14 protein-coding genes are annotated in these 15,614 nt (G+C 63.7%); 11 read left to right on the top strand and 3 right to left on the bottom strand.

What is annotated here, in order from left to right:
- The 10 genes from ACQ5BM_RS07005 (at position 1) to ACQ5BM_RS06960 (ending at position 11,607) form a co-directional block, all read left to right on the top strand.
- Positions 1 to 843, top strand: a complete 843-nt coding sequence (locus tag ACQ5BM_RS07005) for an enoyl-CoA hydratase family protein (protein ID WP_429809530.1) — start codon at positions 1 to 3, stop codon at positions 841 to 843.
- A 2-nt stretch (positions 844 to 845) separates the two neighbouring features.
- Positions 846 to 2,045, top strand: coding sequence for an acyl-CoA dehydrogenase family protein (locus ACQ5BM_RS07000; RefSeq protein WP_429809528.1), 1,200 nt, complete (start codon positions 846 to 848; stop codon positions 2,043 to 2,045).
- Positions 2,046 to 2,059: 14 nt separating this feature from the next.
- Positions 2,060 to 3,247 carry an acyl-CoA dehydrogenase gene (locus ACQ5BM_RS06995; protein WP_429809527.1) on the top strand — a complete coding sequence of 396 codons (1,188 nt, stop codon included), beginning with the start codon at positions 2,060 to 2,062 and terminating at the stop codon, positions 3,245 to 3,247.
- Positions 3,248 to 3,257: 10 nt separating this feature from the next.
- Complete coding sequence (locus tag ACQ5BM_RS06990) at positions 3,258 to 3,686, top strand: acyl-CoA thioesterase (protein WP_429809525.1); 429 nt, start codon at positions 3,258 to 3,260, stop codon at positions 3,684 to 3,686.
- Positions 3,664 to 4,059: a RidA family protein gene (locus ACQ5BM_RS06985; RefSeq protein WP_429809524.1), complete on the top strand. Its 396-nt coding sequence runs from the start codon at positions 3,664 to 3,666 to the stop codon at positions 4,057 to 4,059. The genes ACQ5BM_RS06990 and ACQ5BM_RS06985 overlap by 23 nt, the downstream gene beginning before the upstream one ends.
- 11 nt (positions 4,060 to 4,070) lie before the next feature.
- Complete coding sequence (locus ACQ5BM_RS06980) at positions 4,071 to 6,053, top strand: 3-hydroxyacyl-CoA dehydrogenase NAD-binding domain-containing protein (RefSeq protein WP_429809522.1); 1,983 nt, start codon at positions 4,071 to 4,073, stop codon at positions 6,051 to 6,053.
- Positions 6,046 to 7,248: a 3-oxoadipyl-CoA thiolase gene (pcaF, locus tag ACQ5BM_RS06975; RefSeq protein ID WP_429809521.1), complete on the top strand. Its 1,203-nt coding sequence runs from the start codon at positions 6,046 to 6,048 to the stop codon at positions 7,246 to 7,248. The genes ACQ5BM_RS06980 and pcaF overlap by 8 nt, the downstream gene beginning before the upstream one ends.
- Before the next feature lie 237 nt (positions 7,249 to 7,485).
- The gene (locus ACQ5BM_RS06970) at positions 7,486 to 8,925 is read left to right on the top strand and encodes an NAD-dependent succinate-semialdehyde dehydrogenase (RefSeq protein WP_429809520.1); all 1,440 of its coding nucleotides are present in this window, start codon (positions 7,486 to 7,488) and stop codon (positions 8,923 to 8,925) included.
- Positions 8,926 to 9,101: 176 nt separating this feature from the next.
- Positions 9,102 to 9,227 carry a hypothetical protein gene (locus tag ACQ5BM_RS06965; protein WP_334197706.1) on the top strand — a complete coding sequence of 42 codons (126 nt, stop codon included), beginning with the start codon at positions 9,102 to 9,104 and terminating at the stop codon, positions 9,225 to 9,227.
- A 310-nt stretch (positions 9,228 to 9,537) separates the two neighbouring features.
- On the top strand, positions 9,538 to 11,607 hold the full coding sequence (locus ACQ5BM_RS06960; RefSeq protein ID WP_429809518.1) for an ATP-dependent helicase: 2,070 nt from the start codon (positions 9,538 to 9,540) through the stop codon (positions 11,605 to 11,607).
- 60 nt (positions 11,608 to 11,667) lie between these two features.
- Here the strand turns inward: ACQ5BM_RS06960 and ACQ5BM_RS06955 are convergent, their stop codons facing one another.
- From ACQ5BM_RS06955 to ACQ5BM_RS06945, 3 genes are read right to left on the bottom strand one after another with little or no spacing between them, the layout of a single operon-like run.
- On the bottom strand, positions 11,668 to 12,444 hold the full coding sequence (locus ACQ5BM_RS06955) for an SDR family oxidoreductase (RefSeq protein ID WP_429809517.1): 777 nt from the start codon (positions 12,442 to 12,444) through the stop codon (positions 11,668 to 11,670).
- An 11-nt stretch (positions 12,445 to 12,455) separates the two neighbouring features.
- Entirely contained in the window at positions 12,456 to 13,604 is a 1,149-nt protein-coding gene (dgoD, locus tag ACQ5BM_RS06950) for a galactonate dehydratase (protein WP_429809515.1), read from the bottom strand.
- Positions 13,605 to 13,657: 53 nt separating this feature from the next.
- Complete coding sequence (locus ACQ5BM_RS06945) at positions 13,658 to 14,419, bottom strand: FadR/GntR family transcriptional regulator (RefSeq protein ID WP_429809513.1); 762 nt, start codon at positions 14,417 to 14,419, stop codon at positions 13,658 to 13,660.
- Between the two features lie 192 nt (positions 14,420 to 14,611).
- Between ACQ5BM_RS06945 and ACQ5BM_RS06940 the strand changes: the two genes are divergently transcribed.
- Positions 14,612 to 15,595 carry an arabinose ABC transporter substrate-binding protein gene (locus tag ACQ5BM_RS06940; protein WP_429809512.1) on the top strand — a complete coding sequence of 328 codons (984 nt, stop codon included), beginning with the start codon at positions 14,612 to 14,614 and terminating at the stop codon, positions 15,593 to 15,595.
- Positions 15,596 to 15,614: the final 19 nt, after the last annotated feature.

Genomic DNA, 15,614 nt, shown 5'->3' with positions numbered 1-15,614 from the left:
ATGACGAACCCGATGCAGGCCAAGAAGCGCGCCTTCAAGGACCACAAGGCCAGGCACTTCCTGTTCGAAACGGATACGGACGGCCGGGTTGCGACGATCACGCTCAACCGCCCGGAAAAGAAGAACCCGCTGACCTTCGAGAGCTACGAGGAGCTTTGCGATCTCTTCCGGTCACTCGCCCGCGCCAGCGACGTACGCGCCGTGGTGCTGACCGGCGCCAAAGACAACTTCTCTTCGGGCGGTGATGTCTTCGAGATCATCGAGCCGCTGACGCGCATGTCGATGCCCGATCTCCTGGATTTCACCCGCATGACCGGCGAATTGGTCCGCCAGATCCGCGCCTGCCCGCAGCCGGTCATCGCAGCGGTCGACGGAATCTGCGCCGGCGCCGGGGCGATCTTGGCGATGGCTTCCGATTTCCGCGTGGCGACGCCGGAGGCGAAGACGGCCTTTCTCTTCACCCGTGTCGGGCTGGCGGGTGCCGACATGGGCGCCTGCGGCATTCTTCCCCGCATCATCGGCCAGGGCCGTGCGGCAGAACTGCTTTTCACCGGGCGGGTGATGACCGCGACAGAGGGACATGCGTGGGGCTTCTACAACGTACTGCACGATCGCCCGTCGTTGCTTGGCGAGGCGCAGAAGTTCGCGCGCAGCATCGCCGATGGCCCCTGGTTCGCCCATGCGATGACGAAAAAGATGCTCGACCAGGAATGGGCGATGGGCATCGACCAACTGATTGAATCGGAAGCCCAGGCTCAGGCGATCTGCATGGCGACCGGCGACTTCCGCCGCGCCTTCGAGGCCTTTGCCGCCAAGGCGAAGCCGGAATTCAAAGGGAATTGAGCATGCGTTCCCATGACACGGCTTTGCACCCACCAACCCGCGATCACCTCGACTGGCCCTTCTACGATGAAAACCATCGCGCGCTTGCCGCCGAGCTGGATGACTTCATAGCCGGTGGCGGCCTCGGCGAAGTCGATCATGCAGATGCCGATGCCGCCTGCAAACATCTGGTCACAGCGCTGGGCAGCGCAGGCGTGCTTCGCCATTGCGTGCCGAAAGCCTTCGGCGGCGTGAGCGAAGAGATCGACAGCCGCGTGCTCTGCCTCATCCGCGAGACCCTTGCCTATGCCGACGGCCTTGCCGACTTCGCCTTCGCCATGCAGGGGCTCGGCACCGGTGCGATCAGCCTTTCCGGCTCCGAGGCGCTGAAGCGGACGGTTCTGCCCAAAGTTGCCCGCGGCGAGTGGATTTCCGCCTTCGCGCTTTCCGAACCCGAGGCGGGATCGGATGTGGCGGCCATGGCCTGTGCAGCGCGCCGCGACGGTGATCACTTCGTGCTCGATGGCGAGAAAACCTGGATCTCCAACGGCGGCATTGCCGACGTCTACACCGTCTTTGCCCGCACCGGCGAAGCGCCAGGCACGCGCGGCATTTCCGCCTTCGTGGTTTTCGCCGACACGCCCGGCCTCACGATCGCTGAACGCATCGAGACGATCGCGCCGCATCCGCTCGCCCGACTCCGCTTCGACAACTGCCGCATCCCGGCCTCACAGCTTCTCGGGTCCCCCGGTGAAGGCTTCAAGATCGCCATGCGCACGCTCGACATCTTCCGCCCGTCCGTCGCGGCGGCGGCGATCGGTTTTGCCCGCCGCGCGCTCGATGAGGCGGTGGCGCATGCAAAGAAGCGCAAGATGTTTGGCGCGACCCTTGCTGATCTGCCGACAGCGCAGAGCACGCTCGGCGAGATGGCGACCGCAATCGATGCTGCGGCACTTCTCACCTGCCGCACAGCGTGGCAACGCGACGTGCGGAAGCGGCCGACGACGCGCGAGGCAGCGATGGCGAAGATGACCGCGACCGAGAACGCGCAGTGGGTCATCGACCAGGCGCTGCAGCTCTTCGGCGGCCGCGGCGTGCGCGTCGGCGAGATCACCGAACGGCTCTATCGCGAGATCCGCGCGCTCAGGATCTACGAGGGCGCGACCGAGGTTCAAAAGCTCATCATCGGCCGCGAGCTGATGAAGGGCACGGGACGATCATGAAGGGGATGTCGAACATGCATGGTTCGAAGGCGTCATTCGACTGGCAGGATCCATTCAACCTGGATGCACAGTTGACCGAAGAAGAACGCATGGTGCAGCGCACCGCGAAAAGCTATGCCGAAGATCGGCTGGCGCCGCGCGTGCAGGAGGCCTTCCGCCACGAAAAGACCGACCCGTCGATCTTCGCCGAGATGGGCGAACTCGGCCTGCTGGGGCCGATGGTGTCAGAGGAGTATGGCGGGGCCGGCCTCAACTATGTCTCCTACGGCCTGATCGCCCGCGAAATCGAGCGCATCGACAGCGGCTACCGCTCGATGATGAGCGTGCAGTCCTCCCTGGTGATCGTGCCGATCTACACCTTCGGCAGCGAAGACCAGAAGCGCAACTATCTGCCAGGGCTGATTGCCGGCACCAAAATCGGCTGCTTCGGCCTGACCGAACCCGACCATGGCTCCGATCCCGGATCGATGATCACCAAAGCGGCCAAGGTCGACGGCGGTTATCTGCTCTCCGGCTCCAAGACCTGGATCTCCAACGCCCCGATCGCCGACGTCTTCGTCGTCTGGGCAAAAACCGCCGATGGCGCGATCCGTGGCTTCATCCTCGAAAGGGGATGGAAGGGTCTGAGCGCACCAGCGATCCACGGCAAGGTGGGTCTGCGGGCATCGATCACCGGCCAGATCGTCATGGACGAGGTCTTCGTTCCGGACGAAAACATGCTGCTTGGCGTAACCGGTTTGAAGGGCCCCTTCACCTGTCTCAACTCCGCCCGTTTCGGCATCGCCTGGGGTGCCCTTGGTGCAGCGGAGTCCTGCTACGAGACGGCACGCCAATATGTCATAGATCGCAAGCAGTTCGGCCGGCCGCTTGCCGCCAATCAACTCATCCAGAAGAAGCTCGCCGACATGGCGACGGAGATTGCTCTTGGTCTCCAGGGGTGTTTGCGCCTCGGACGGATGAAGGACGAGGGAAATCCGCCGGTCGAGCTGACGTCGATCCTCAAGCGGAACTCCTGCGGCAAAGCGCTGGAGATCGCCAGGACCGCGCGCGACATGCTCGGGGGCAACGGCATTTCGGACGAGTTTCCGGTGGCCCGCCATCTCGTCAATCTCGAAGTGGTCAACACCTATGAGGGCACGCACGACATCCACGCACTGATCCTCGGTCGCGCCATCACCGGCATCGCCGCTTTCGCGAACTGAGGTCGGATCCATGTTCAGGACCAAGAGACCGCTGCGTTTCGGAGACTGCGATCCTTCGGGGATCGCCTATTTCCCCTCCTACCTCGACATCCTTGTCGGGGTGACGGAGGACTTCTTCGCGTCGCTCGGCTTTCCCTGGAAGGCGATGAATGACGAGCGGCGGATCGGCGTGCCGACGGTGCGCCTCGATCTTACTTTCGTTCGCCCTGGCTTCCAGGGCGACGAGCTCGATTTTGCGCTGGCGGTCCGCGGTATCGGCCGATCGTCGCTCGATATGGAGCATAGGGTCTCGGCGAGAGACACGGTGCTTTGGACGGCGAAACAGCGGGTCGTTGCCACCTCGCTCGACAATCACGCTTCTTTTGCATGGCCGGACGACATCCGCGCTGCGCTGACACAACATCTGGAGACGACCGATGCACACCATCCTGCAACCTGAAGGCTGGGCAAAGCCCATCGGCTATGCCAACGGCGTGGCTGCAACGGGCCGCACCGTTTTCGTCGGCGGCCAGATTGGCTGGAACGCGCAGTCCGAGTTCGAGACCGACGATTTCGTCGAGCAGGTGCGCCAAACGCTGAAGAACGTCGTCGCGGTGCTCGCCGCCGGCGGCGCCGAGCCGCATCACATCACCACGATGACCTGGTACTTCACCGACAAGCAGGAATATCTCGGCAACCTTCGCGGCATCGGCCAGGCCTATCGGGAGATCATCGGCCGGCATTTCCCGGCCATGGCCGCGATGCAGGTGGTCGCGCTCGTCGAAGATCGCGCCAAGATCGAGATCCAGGCCACCGCCGTCGTTCCTGATTGAGGCTTGCCGACATGGCCGAGATCCGATTTTCAGAGAGCGTTTCCGCCCGCCTTGAAGAGGGTGTCCTCGTCGTCGCCATCGACAACCCGCCCGTCAATGCGCTCTCATCGCATGTCCGCTCCGGCCTGATGGCGGCGCTCGATCATGCGGCCGAACTTTCAGCGGTCGCAGGCATCGTGATCACGGGCGCCGGCAACACCTTCATCGGTGGCGCCGATATCAGGGAGTTCGGCAAACCACCGATCGAGCCAACGCTTCCGGAGGTGATCGAGCGTATCGAGACATTCGACAAGTCGGTCGTCTCGGCCGTCAATGGTGCGGCCCTTGGCGGCGGCTGCGAGGTGGCGCTCGCCTGCCATGGCCGCGTTGCCGGCGGGAAGGCATCGTTCGGTCTGCCCGAAGTCAAACTCGGCCTTGTTCCGGGCGCCGGCGGCACGCAGCGCCTGCCGCGTCTGATCGGCATGATCGCGGCGATCGATCTCATTGGTACCGGACGGGCCGTCAAGGCCGCCGAAGCCGTGGCGCTTGGCCTTGCCGACAGCATTGCCGCCGATCCGGTAGATGCTGCCCTGGCTTTTGCGCAGGAACTTGTCGGCAAGCTGCTCCGTCGGACCGGCATGGCCGCCGTTCCCTCGGCGGACGCCGCCGCGATCAGCGCAGCGCAGGCAAAGATCCTGGCAAAAGCCCGGGGCCAAGCGGCTCCCGCCGAGGCGGTTCGCCTCATCAAGGCGGCAGCCGAACTCGACCTGAAGCAGGGACTAGCGGAAGAACGTTCCACCTTCCTGCGTCTGCGCGATTCCAGCGAGTCCGCGGCGCTCCGGCACGTGTTCTTTGCCGAGCGCGCCGCCGGCAAAGTCGAGGGGCTCGACAAGGTATCGCCTCGGCCGATCGAGACGGTCGGCGTGGTTGGCTCGGGACTGATGGGATCCGGCATCGCCGTCTCCGCCCTGGTGTTCGGCTATCGCGTGGTGGCACTCGAGCAGACGGAAGAGGCCGCCGCCAGCGGGTGGGCACGCGTTTCCGAGACCCTCGACAGGACCGTGCGCTCCGGACGGCTGACGGCGGTTGGCCGCGACGACTGCCTCGCGCGGCTGAAGACAACCACAGAAGCGAGAGACCTCGGCAATGCCGACCTCGTCATCGAAGCGGTGTTCGACGATATCAAGGTCAAGACGGAGCTGTTTCAGAAGCTCGACGGCATCGTCGCCCCTAGCGCCATTCTCGCAACCAACACAAGCTACCTCGACCCTGATGCGATTGCCGCGGCGACAGTCGATCCCTCGCGCGTTGTCGGGCTGCACTTCTTCTCTCCCGCCAACGTCATGCGGCTCGTCGAAGTCGTCGATTGCGCCAAGACGGCGCCCGACGTGCTGGCGACGGCCCTTGCCTTCGTCAAACGCCTCGGCAAGGTGCCGATCGTTTGCGGTGTGACCGAAGGTTTCATCGGCAATCGCATCTTCTCCGCCTATCGCCGCGAGGCGGAGTTCATGCTGGAGGATGGGGCGCTCCCGCAGGAGATCGATGCCGCGCTCGAGGCCTATGGTTTTCCGATGGGGATCTTCGCCGTCAACGATATGGCCGGGCTGGAGATCGCCTGGGCGCGCCGCAAGCGCCAGGCGGCGACACGCAACCCCGCCGCGCGTTATGTCGAGATCGCTGACAGGATCTGCGAGGCGGGACGTCTTGGCCGCAAGAGCGGGCGCGGCTGGTACGCCTATCCCGATGGCGAGCGCACCGTCGATCCCGAGGTTACGGCGGTGATCGAAGCGGCGCGAGCGGTGAAGAACATCACGCCACGCGACTTCACCGCGGACGAGATCATGAGCCGACTTTTGAAGGCGATGGCCGACGAGGGAACGGCCCTGCTGGCAGAAGGCATTGCCGCGCGTCCCGGTGACATCGATCTGGTGCTGATCAACGGCTACGGCTTTCCCGCGCACAAGGGCGGACCGATGTTCGCCGCAGAGCAAAGCAAGGACAAATCCCATGGGTGAACCCTATATCGTCGGCGGCGTCCGCACGCCCATCGGCCGTTATGGCGGCGCGCTCGCGAGCGCGCGCCCGGACGATCTTGCGGCCCACGTGATCCGCGAGGCGCTGGTGCGTGTTGCGTCCGTTCCGGCCGAAGCGGTCGACGAGGTCGTGCTCGGCTGTGCCAACCAGGCGGGGGAAGACAACCGCAACGTCGCGCGCATGGCCGCCTTGCTTGCCGGATTGCCGGATACGGTTGCCGGAACGACGATCAATAGGCTCTGCGGCTCGGGGCTGGATGCCGTCGGTTATGCCGCCCGCGCGATCCGGCTTGGCGAGGCGGAGATCGTTGTCGCCGGCGGCGTCGAGAGCATGTCGCGAGCACCCTTCGTCATGCCGAAGGCCGAAGGCCCGTTCCAGCGCAGCACCGAGATCCACGATACGACCATCGGCTGGCGCTTCGTCAATCCCGTCATGAAGGACCTCTACGGCATCGACTCCATGCCGGAGACGGCGGAGAACGTCGCCGCCGAGTTTTCAATCTCGCGGGCCGACCAGGATGGCTTTGCGCTGCGCAGCCAGGCGCGCGCCGCGGCCGCGCAAAAGAGCGGCCGGTTCGGCCGCGAAATCGCTCCCTACGCCATCAAGGGACGCAAGGGTGAGACGACACTCGTCGAAGGAGACGAGCATCCGCGCGAGACGACGATCGAAAAGCTTGCCGGCCTGCCGACGCCGTTCCGCGTCAATGGCTCGGTGACCGCCGGCAACGCCTCTGGCGTCAACGATGGTGCGGCCGCGCTCATCGTTGCTTCCGCCCGCGCGGCTCAACGCTACGGGCTTGAGCCGCTCGCACGGGTCGACGGGATGGCAACCGCGGGTGTTGCGCCGCGCATCATGGGCATCGGCCCGGTGCTGTCCACGCGCAAGCTCCTGGAGCGCTTTGGCCTTGGCATCGGCGACATCGATATCGTCGAAGTGAACGAGGCCTTCGCGGCGCAGGCTCTTGCCTGCATGCGTCAACTGGGGCTTGCCGACGATGCGCCCCACGTCAATCCGAATGGCGGCGCCATCGCGCTCGGTCATCCGCTGGGCATGTCAGGCGCGCGCCTGGCGCTGACGGCGGCATTGGAGCTCGAGGTACAAGATGCGAAGCGTGCGATCGCCACCATGTGCATCGGCGTCGGACAGGGCATCTCGATGCTGTTGACGCGGCCGTGACGCCCGCTGCCCGGAACATCGACGTCCAACGACCGACCCGACCGCCGGGCGGCCTGGTCCTCGATCGGCCGAATAGCTGACGGCATCAGGCATTCGGCCGGCGCGCGAGTCTCTGACAAATCACGTCTTGATATTGTCGGGGGAAGCGCCCAACTGATCCGTATCGCTCCTTTTCAATTTCCTCAGCGACGCGTCCTGCGCTTGAAGCAACCGACGTCAATCTCCAAAGGTTCCCCCATGACCCAGTATCCGGACATCCTCCTTCATATCGACGGCACCTGGCGGCCGGCTCGAGCGGGCAAGACCATTCCCGTCGTCGACCCGGCCACGGAGGAAACGATTGGCCAGGTGGCCTGGGCGGAAGTCGCGGATCTCGACGAAGCACTGAGCGCCGCCCAGAAAGGCTTCCAGACCTGGCGGGCGACATCAGCCTTCGAGCGGGCGAAGCTCATGCGGACGGCAGCAGGTCTCCTTCGCGAGCGCGCCGGCGACATTGCCTGGCTGATGACGCGGGAGCAGGGCAAGCCGATTGCCCAGTCCAAGGGTGAAATCCTCAGCGCTGCCGAGATCATCGAATGGTTTGCCGAGGAAGGAAAGCGGGCCTATGGCCAGATCATTCCACCGCGCGCGCCTGATGTCACCCAGATGACCGTCAAGCTGCCTGTCGGGCCGGTCGCGGCTTTCACGCCGTGGAATTTCCCGATCAATCAGGTGGTGCGCAAGCTGTCGGCGGCGCTGACGACCGGCTGCTCGATCATCGTCAAGGCACCGGAGGAGACGCCGGCTTCGCCCGCCGAACTGATCCGCTGCTTCGTCGATGCGGGCATTCCCGCCGGCGTCGTCAATCTCGTCTATGGCGTTCCGGCGGTGATCTCGGAGTATCTGATCTCGCATCCGGTGATCCGCAAGATGTCGTTCACAGGCTCGACCCCGGTCGGCAAGATGCTGGCTGCACTTGCCGGCCAGCACATGAAGCGCGCGACGATGGAACTCGGCGGCCACGCCCCGGTCATCGTCACCGACGACGCCGACATCGATCAGGCCGTCGCGATCATGTCCGGCAGCAAGTATCGTAACGCCGGGCAGGTCTGCGTGTCGCCGACCCGCTTCCTGGTGCAGGAACGGGTGGCGGACCAGTTTCTTGAAGGTTTCGTCGCGGCATCGCGCAAGATCAAGGTCGGAAACGGCCTGGAAACCGGTATCGACATGGGGCCGCTGGCCAATGAGCGCCGCATCCCGGCGATCGAAAACCTGGTCGCCGACGCCGTGGAGCACGGCGCGCGATTGGCAACCGGCGGCCATCGCATCGGCAACCGCGGCTATTTCTTCGAGCCGACGGTGCTTGCCGACGTGCCGCTCAGCGCCCGCATCATGAACGACGAACCCTTCGGTCCCGTCTCGATCATCAATCGCTTCAACGAACTGGATGAGGCGATCAACGAGGCGAACCGCCTGCCGTTCGGGCTTGCGGCCTATGCCTTCACCGGCTCCGAGCGAAGCGCCCATCGTCTCGCCAGCGAAGTCGAGAGCGGAATGATCTCAATCAACCATCTCGGCCTGGCGCTCCCCGAGGTGCCCTTCGGCGGCATCAAGGATTCGGGCTACGGCACCGAAGGCGGCTCCGAGGCGATCGAAGCCTATCTGGAAACCCGCTTCGTCACACGCAAGAGCGTGTGACAGCCGCATTCGCTGCCTCCCGTTCGCGCCTGATTGCGCGGGCGGGAGATACGCTCCACGGCCGGCGCCTCGCATAGAGCCGCGTGCTCGCCCCGTAGAAGTAGCGACCATAAGTTTACGCCCTCGTTACCAAATCCAGCCACCATCCTGACAGGCATGATGCCGAGGGGAGAGCAATGATGGGCTATGATTGGGATGGCGCACGCGGGCGCCGCATGAAGATCGCACGATTTGGCACGGCCTTCGCTTTGGCTGCCCTTTTGGTATCGGTCGCGGCACAGGTCGTGACCCGGGCGATCTGAGTGGCAACAGATAGGCTTGCTCGGCGCACCGAAGGGCAGAACGTTCCGAACGCCGATACCAACAATCTCGGGTCTCGTTCTTGAGAACGAAATTCCGGCCGTCCACGGCTCGGCTCCTGCATCGCAACCTGGTGAAAGCCCGGCGCACTGGGTTTGCAGCGGCGAACGAAGCTGATACGTTCCATTTTTGTTCCGAGTGATCTGCTTCGCGCGGCGAGTCTGCGGCTACGAAGCGGAATCCGTTTAGTCTTTCAAAGGGATGAAACGGCGCGAGGAATTGGGGATTCTTGCTGACAACGCCTGGACACGAATGAGCGCCGCCTATCTCGAAAAACTGAACGACCGCCAGCGCGAGGCGGTGGTGCATGGTGTGGGATTGCCGCAAGGCGAGGTCGGCGGCCCTCTGCTGATCATCGCCGGCGCCGGTTCGGGCAAGACGAACACGCTCGCCCACCGAGTGGGACATCTGATCGTCAATGGCGCGGACCCGCGCCGCATCCTGCTGATGACCTTTTCCCGCCGCGCTGCGGCGGAAATGACGCGCCGGGTCGGGCGCATCTGCCGCCAGGTACTTGGCGACAATGCCGCCGTCATGACCGATGCGCTTTCCTGGGCCGGCACGTTCCACGGGATTGGAGCGCGGCTCCTCAGGATCTATGCCGAACAGATCGGCCTCGGTCAGGATTTCACCATCCATGATCGCGAAGACAGCGCCGATCTCATGAACCTCGTCCGCCACGAGCTCGGCTTCTCCAAGATGGAAAGCCGCTTTCCGACGAAGGGCACGTGCCTTGCGATTTATTCGCGCGTCGTGAACTCGGAAAGCTCGATCATCGACGTGTTGAAGACGGCTTATCCCTGGGTGATGAGCTGGGAACAGCAACTGAAAGAATTGTTCGCCGGCTACGTGGAGGCCAAGCAGGCGCAGAACGTGCTGGATTACGACGATCTGCTTCTCTACTGGGCGCAGATGGTTTCCGATGCGGAACTGGCGCAGGACATCAGCAGCCGTTTCGATCATATCCTGGTCGACGAATATCAGGATACGAACCGCCTTCAGGCCTCGATCCTGCTGTCGCTCAAGCCCGAAGGCCATGGCCTGACGGTCGTCGGCGACGACGCCCAGTCGATCTATTCCTTCCGGGCCGCGACGGTCCGCAACATTCTTGACTTCCCGAGCGCGTTTTCGCCGCAGCCGGCAGACGTCATTACGCTCGATCGCAATTATCGCTCGACCCAACCGATTCTTGCGGCCGCCAATGGCGTCATCGGGCTTGCGCGGGAGCGGTTCACCAAGAACCTCTGGACGGACAGAGAGTCAGAGCAACGCCCGCTGCTTGTCACCGTCAAGGATGAGGCGGATCAGGCCGCCTATATCGTCGAGCAGGTTCTCGCCAATCGTGAGGTCGGTATGGCGCTGAAGCAGCAGGCGGTGCTGTTTCGCTCCGCCAACCACAGCGGCACGCTCGAAGTCGAGCTCACCCGCCGCAACATTCCCTTCGTGAAGTTCGGCGGCCTCAAGTTCCTCGACAGCGCCCATGTCAAGGATCTGCTGGCAACTTTGCGGTTCGCGCAGAACCCGCGTGACCGGGTCGCCGGCTTCCGGCTGTTGCAGATGCTGCCCGGGATCGGCCCGCAGACCGCGGGCAAGATCCTCGACGCGATCGCCACCGATCCGGAGCCGCTCGCAGCACTTGCGGAAATCCCGGCGCCACCGAAGACCGGAGAAGATTGGGTGAGCTTCGTCGATCTCGTTTCCGCCCTACGCAAAGCCGACACCGGATGGCCGGGAGAAATCGCGACGGCACGGACCTGGTACGAACCCCACCTCGACCGCATCCACGAAGACGCCGAAACGCGCAAGGCCGATCTCCTGCAACTTGAGCAGATTGCCGGCGGCTACCAGAACCGGGAACGATTCCTGACCGAATTGACGCTCGATCCGCCGGACGCCACCAGCGACCAGGCGGGCGTGCCCCTGCTCGACGAGGACTACCTGATCCTTTCGACCATTCATTCGGCCAAAGGGCAGGAATGGCGCTCGGTCTTCATGCTCAATGTCGTCGACGGCTGCATCCCATCCGACTTGGGCGTCGGCACGACGGCCGAACTCGAAGAGGAGCGGCGGCTGCTTTATGTCGGCATGACGCGGGCGCGCGACCACCTCGCGCTGGTCACACCGCAGAGATTTTTCACATACGGCCAGAACAGCCAGGGCGACCGGCATGTCTACGCGTCGCGGACCCGCTTCATTCCCGCAACGCTGCTGCAGTTCTTCGAGACGACGAACTGGCCGAAGATCTCGGCCGCCGCCGGCGAACGCAGCGCCAAGCAGATCCGCATCGATGTCGGAGCCCGGATGCGCTCCATGTGGAAGTGAGGCTGGGCTCGCGACCGCAATACGCAGAAATGCGGCACGTATTTCAGTGTGTTCGGCGTCTCACTGATGATGCAGCACGCTCATTCCGCCATCGACCGTGAGGCAGGTGGCGTTCATGAACGGGCACTCGTCCGAAATCATGAAGAGCGCCGCCTTGGCGATTTCCTCCGGCGTGGCGATGCGGCCGCCGGGATGGAGCTTCATCGTTTCCGCCTCTGCCGCGACCGGGTCCGGAAAGCTGTTCCAGTAATCCACGACCTTCTGGGTCCTGACATATCCCGGCGCCAGTGCATTCACCCGCACGCCCTGGCCGGCATATTCCAGCCCCAGCGCCTTGGTCATGCCGAGAAGCGCATGCTTGGCGACCGGATAGGGAAAGGTGTGCGGAATGATGGTGAAGGCGTGGGTGGAGGCGATGTTGAGGATGACACCGCCGCCGGCCGCGATCATGCCCGGCAGCACGGCCTTGCTGCAGGTCCACGCGCCCTTGACGTTGATGTCGAAGCAACGCTGCCAATCGGCATCGGAGAGCTTCAGCGGCTCGAAGAACACGTTGACGCCGGCATTGTTGACGAGTGCATTCGGCTGGCCGATCTCACGGGCAGCGGCAGCAATCGCCTGCTCGATAGCATGCGCATCGGTGATATCGGCCGCGGTGTAGCCGACCTTTTCGCCCGTCGCGCGAAGCCGCGCGGCCTCGTTCGCCAGCAGATCGCCGTCGCGGTCAATGAGAAAGAGGCTCGCGCCTTCCGCAAGGAAGGTCTCGGCGATGGCGAGGCCGATGCCCTGTGCCGCACCGGTGATGACGACGCACTTGCCCTCAAGACGACCCGCCATGTCCGCGTTCCTCACCACTCGGCGACGCTGCCGTCGGCATGACGCCAGATCGGATTACGCCAGCGATGGCCTTCCTTCGCCCGCTCGATGACATATTGTTCATCCACCTCGATGCCGAGACCGGGGCCTTGCGGGATCGACACGAAACCATCCGCGTAGTGGAACACTTCCTTATTCGAGACGTAGTCGAGGATATCGTTGGCCTCGTTGTAGTGGATGCCGAGGCTCTGCTCCTGGATGAAGGCGTTGTAGCTGACGGCGTCGACCTGAAGGCAGGCAGCCAGCGCGATCGGGCCGAGCGGGCAATGCGGCGCCAGCGCCACGTCATAGGCTTCCGCCATCGCCGCGATCTTGCGGCACTCGGTGATCCCGCCGGCATGCGAAAGGTCAGGCTGCAGGATGTCGACATAACCGTCTGACAGCACCGACTTGAAGTCCCAGCGCGAATAAAGCCTCTCGCCAAGCGCGATCGGGGTCGAGCAATGGTTGGCGATTTCCTTCAGCGCCTCGCGGTTTTCCGAAAGCACCGGCTCCTCGATGAACATCAGGTTGAAGGGCTGCAGTTCCTTCGCCAGCACCTTGGCCATCGGCCGGTGCACGCGACCGTGGAAATCGACGCCAATGCCGATATGCGGGCCGATCGCCTCGCGGATCGTCGCGACGGTTTCGACCGCCTTTTCCACCTTCTCCCAGGTGTCGACGATTTGCATTTCCTCGCAGCCATTGAGCTTGATCGCCTTGAAGCCGCGCGCGACGACGTCGCGGGCATTGTTGGCAACGTCGGACGGACGGTCGCCGCCGATCCAGGAATAGACCTTGATACGGTCACGCACCTGACCACCAAGCAACGCATGGATCGGCTGGCCATAGGCCTTGCCCTTGATGTCCCAAAGCGCCTGGTCGATGCCGGCAAGCGCGGACATATGTACCGCGCCGCCACGGTAGAAGCCGCCGCGATACATGACCTGCCAATGATCTTCGATCAGCAGCGGATCCTTGCCAATCAGGTAGTCCGAGAGCTCGTTGACCGCCGCTTCCACGGTCAGCGCGCGCCCTTCGACGACCGGCTCGCCCCAGCCGACGATGCCCTCGTCGGTCTCGATCTTCAGGAACAGCCAGCGCGGCGGGACGATGTAGGTCGTGAGCTTGGTGATTTTCATGGTGCGATATCCGCTGGGTGCAACGAGGCGGCGACGGCCGCCAGGGAAAGGGTTCAGCGCGCCGAAGGGGCGGGCCGGTGACGTTCGACGGCAAGCTTGAGGTCGCGGGCTGCAAGGTCGAGCATGCGCATCGAACAGTCGCGCGCCCGGGCCTTGTCGCGCAGGCGCAGCGCCTCGACCAGCTCTCCGTGAATATCGACGGCTTCGTCACGGCGATCGGCTACTTCGTTGGAAGCATGCAGCGAGAACTTCAACGCTGCCTGGATGATGCCGACCAGTTGCAGAAAAACCTGGTTGTGGCTGGCTTTGAGCAGGCAGGTATGAAAGGCGACGTCGGCGTCGGTGAAACCGATCAGATCGCGCTCGCCGTCACGCATCCCCTGCCAGGCGCGCTCGAGATCGGCGATCTCCTGCACGGTCGCGCGCTCGGCTGCAAATTCCGCCGCTGCCGGCTCGATCGCCCGGCGCGCCTCCAAAATGCAGTTCAACAGATCGAACTCGAAGATGCGCTCCCCGATCCATTCGAGCACCTGGGAATCGAGGATGTTCCATTCGTCCTTGTTGCAGACGATCGTGCCGACCCGGGAACGGCCGCGCACCATTCCCTTCGATTCCAGCACCTTCAGGGTCTCGCGGATCACGGTCCGGCTGACGCCGTAGCGATCGCATAGATCGTTTTCGCGTGGAAGGAACGAGCCGACCGGGAAGATATCGGCGCAAATGTCCGAAGCGATGGCGCGCGTCACAGTCTTTTGAACGCGTGGGCGGCGCTGGCCGCGCTCCTCAATGGCACTCTGGTCCTGCTGCTCTTCCACCGCCACTTTTCCTCTCCCTCGCATCTCCTCGTCGCTGAATAGCGCAGACGCCGGAACGCGACAACGCGCCGGAGCACGCTGCTATCGTTATACACCCCTAGCTTATTCATCATACAAAGGCAATTGACGAATATGATGATTCATCATACACAAATGCTCACTGCAGGAGGCAGTTCACCAGGGAGAGACATCATGCGCTTTATCAAGGCAGCCATTCTGGCTGGTACCGTCGCCGTGCTTACGGCTACCTCGGCCTTTGCTGCCGACGTCAAGATCGGCTTCATCGTCAAGCAGCCGGAAGAGCCGTGGTTCCAGGACGAATGGAAGTTCGCCGACGTCGCCGCCAAGGAAAAGGGCTTCACCCTCGTCAAGATTGGCGCCGAAGACGGCGAGAAGGTGCAATCGGCGATCGACAACCTCGGCGCCCAGGGCGCGCAGGGCTTCATCGTCTGCACACCAGATGTCAAGCTCGGCCCCGGCATCGTCGCCAAGGCCGCCGCCAACGAACTCAAGCTGATGACTGTCGACGACCGGCTAGTCAACGCCGATGGCAGCCCGATCGAAGACGTTCCGCATATGGGCATATCCGCGACGAAGATCGGCGAGGCCGTCGGCCAGGCGATCGTCGACGAGGTCAAGAAGCGCGGCTGGGACATGAAGGACGTCGGCGCCATCCGCGTTTCCTACGACCAGCTCCCGACGGCGGTCGACCGTGTCGAAGGCGCGCTCTCGGTGCTCAAGGCCAACGGCTTCCCGGAAGCCAACATCTTCGATGCGCCCCAGGCCAAGACCGATACGGAGGCAGCGCTCAACGCCTCGACGATCGTGCTCAACAAGAATGCTGGCATCAAGAAGTGGGTTGCTATCGGACTCAATGACGAAGCGGTGCTCGGCGCCGTGCGCGCGACCGAGACGGTTGGCATTCCCGCCGACAGCATGATCGGCGTCGGCATCGGCGGCGCGGATTCGGCGATCAACGAGTTCAAGAAGCCTACGGCTACCGGCTTCTTCGGCACAGTCATCATCTCGCCGAAGCGTCACGGCTACGAAACCGCACTCAACATGTATGAGTGGATCGCCAACGGCAAGGAGCCGGAAAAGCTGACATTGACCGCCGGCCAGCTTGCGCTACGCGACAACTACGAAGCCGTACGCAAGGACCTCGGCATCGAGTGATCGCAGTTTGCGACACGAG

It is taken from the genome of Ensifer sp. B1-9 (assembly GCF_050474445.1).
In the GTDB taxonomy this organism is placed as follows: domain Bacteria; phylum Pseudomonadota; class Alphaproteobacteria; order Rhizobiales; family Rhizobiaceae; genus Ensifer.
This window is presented reverse-complemented; position numbering and strand designations above follow the sequence as displayed.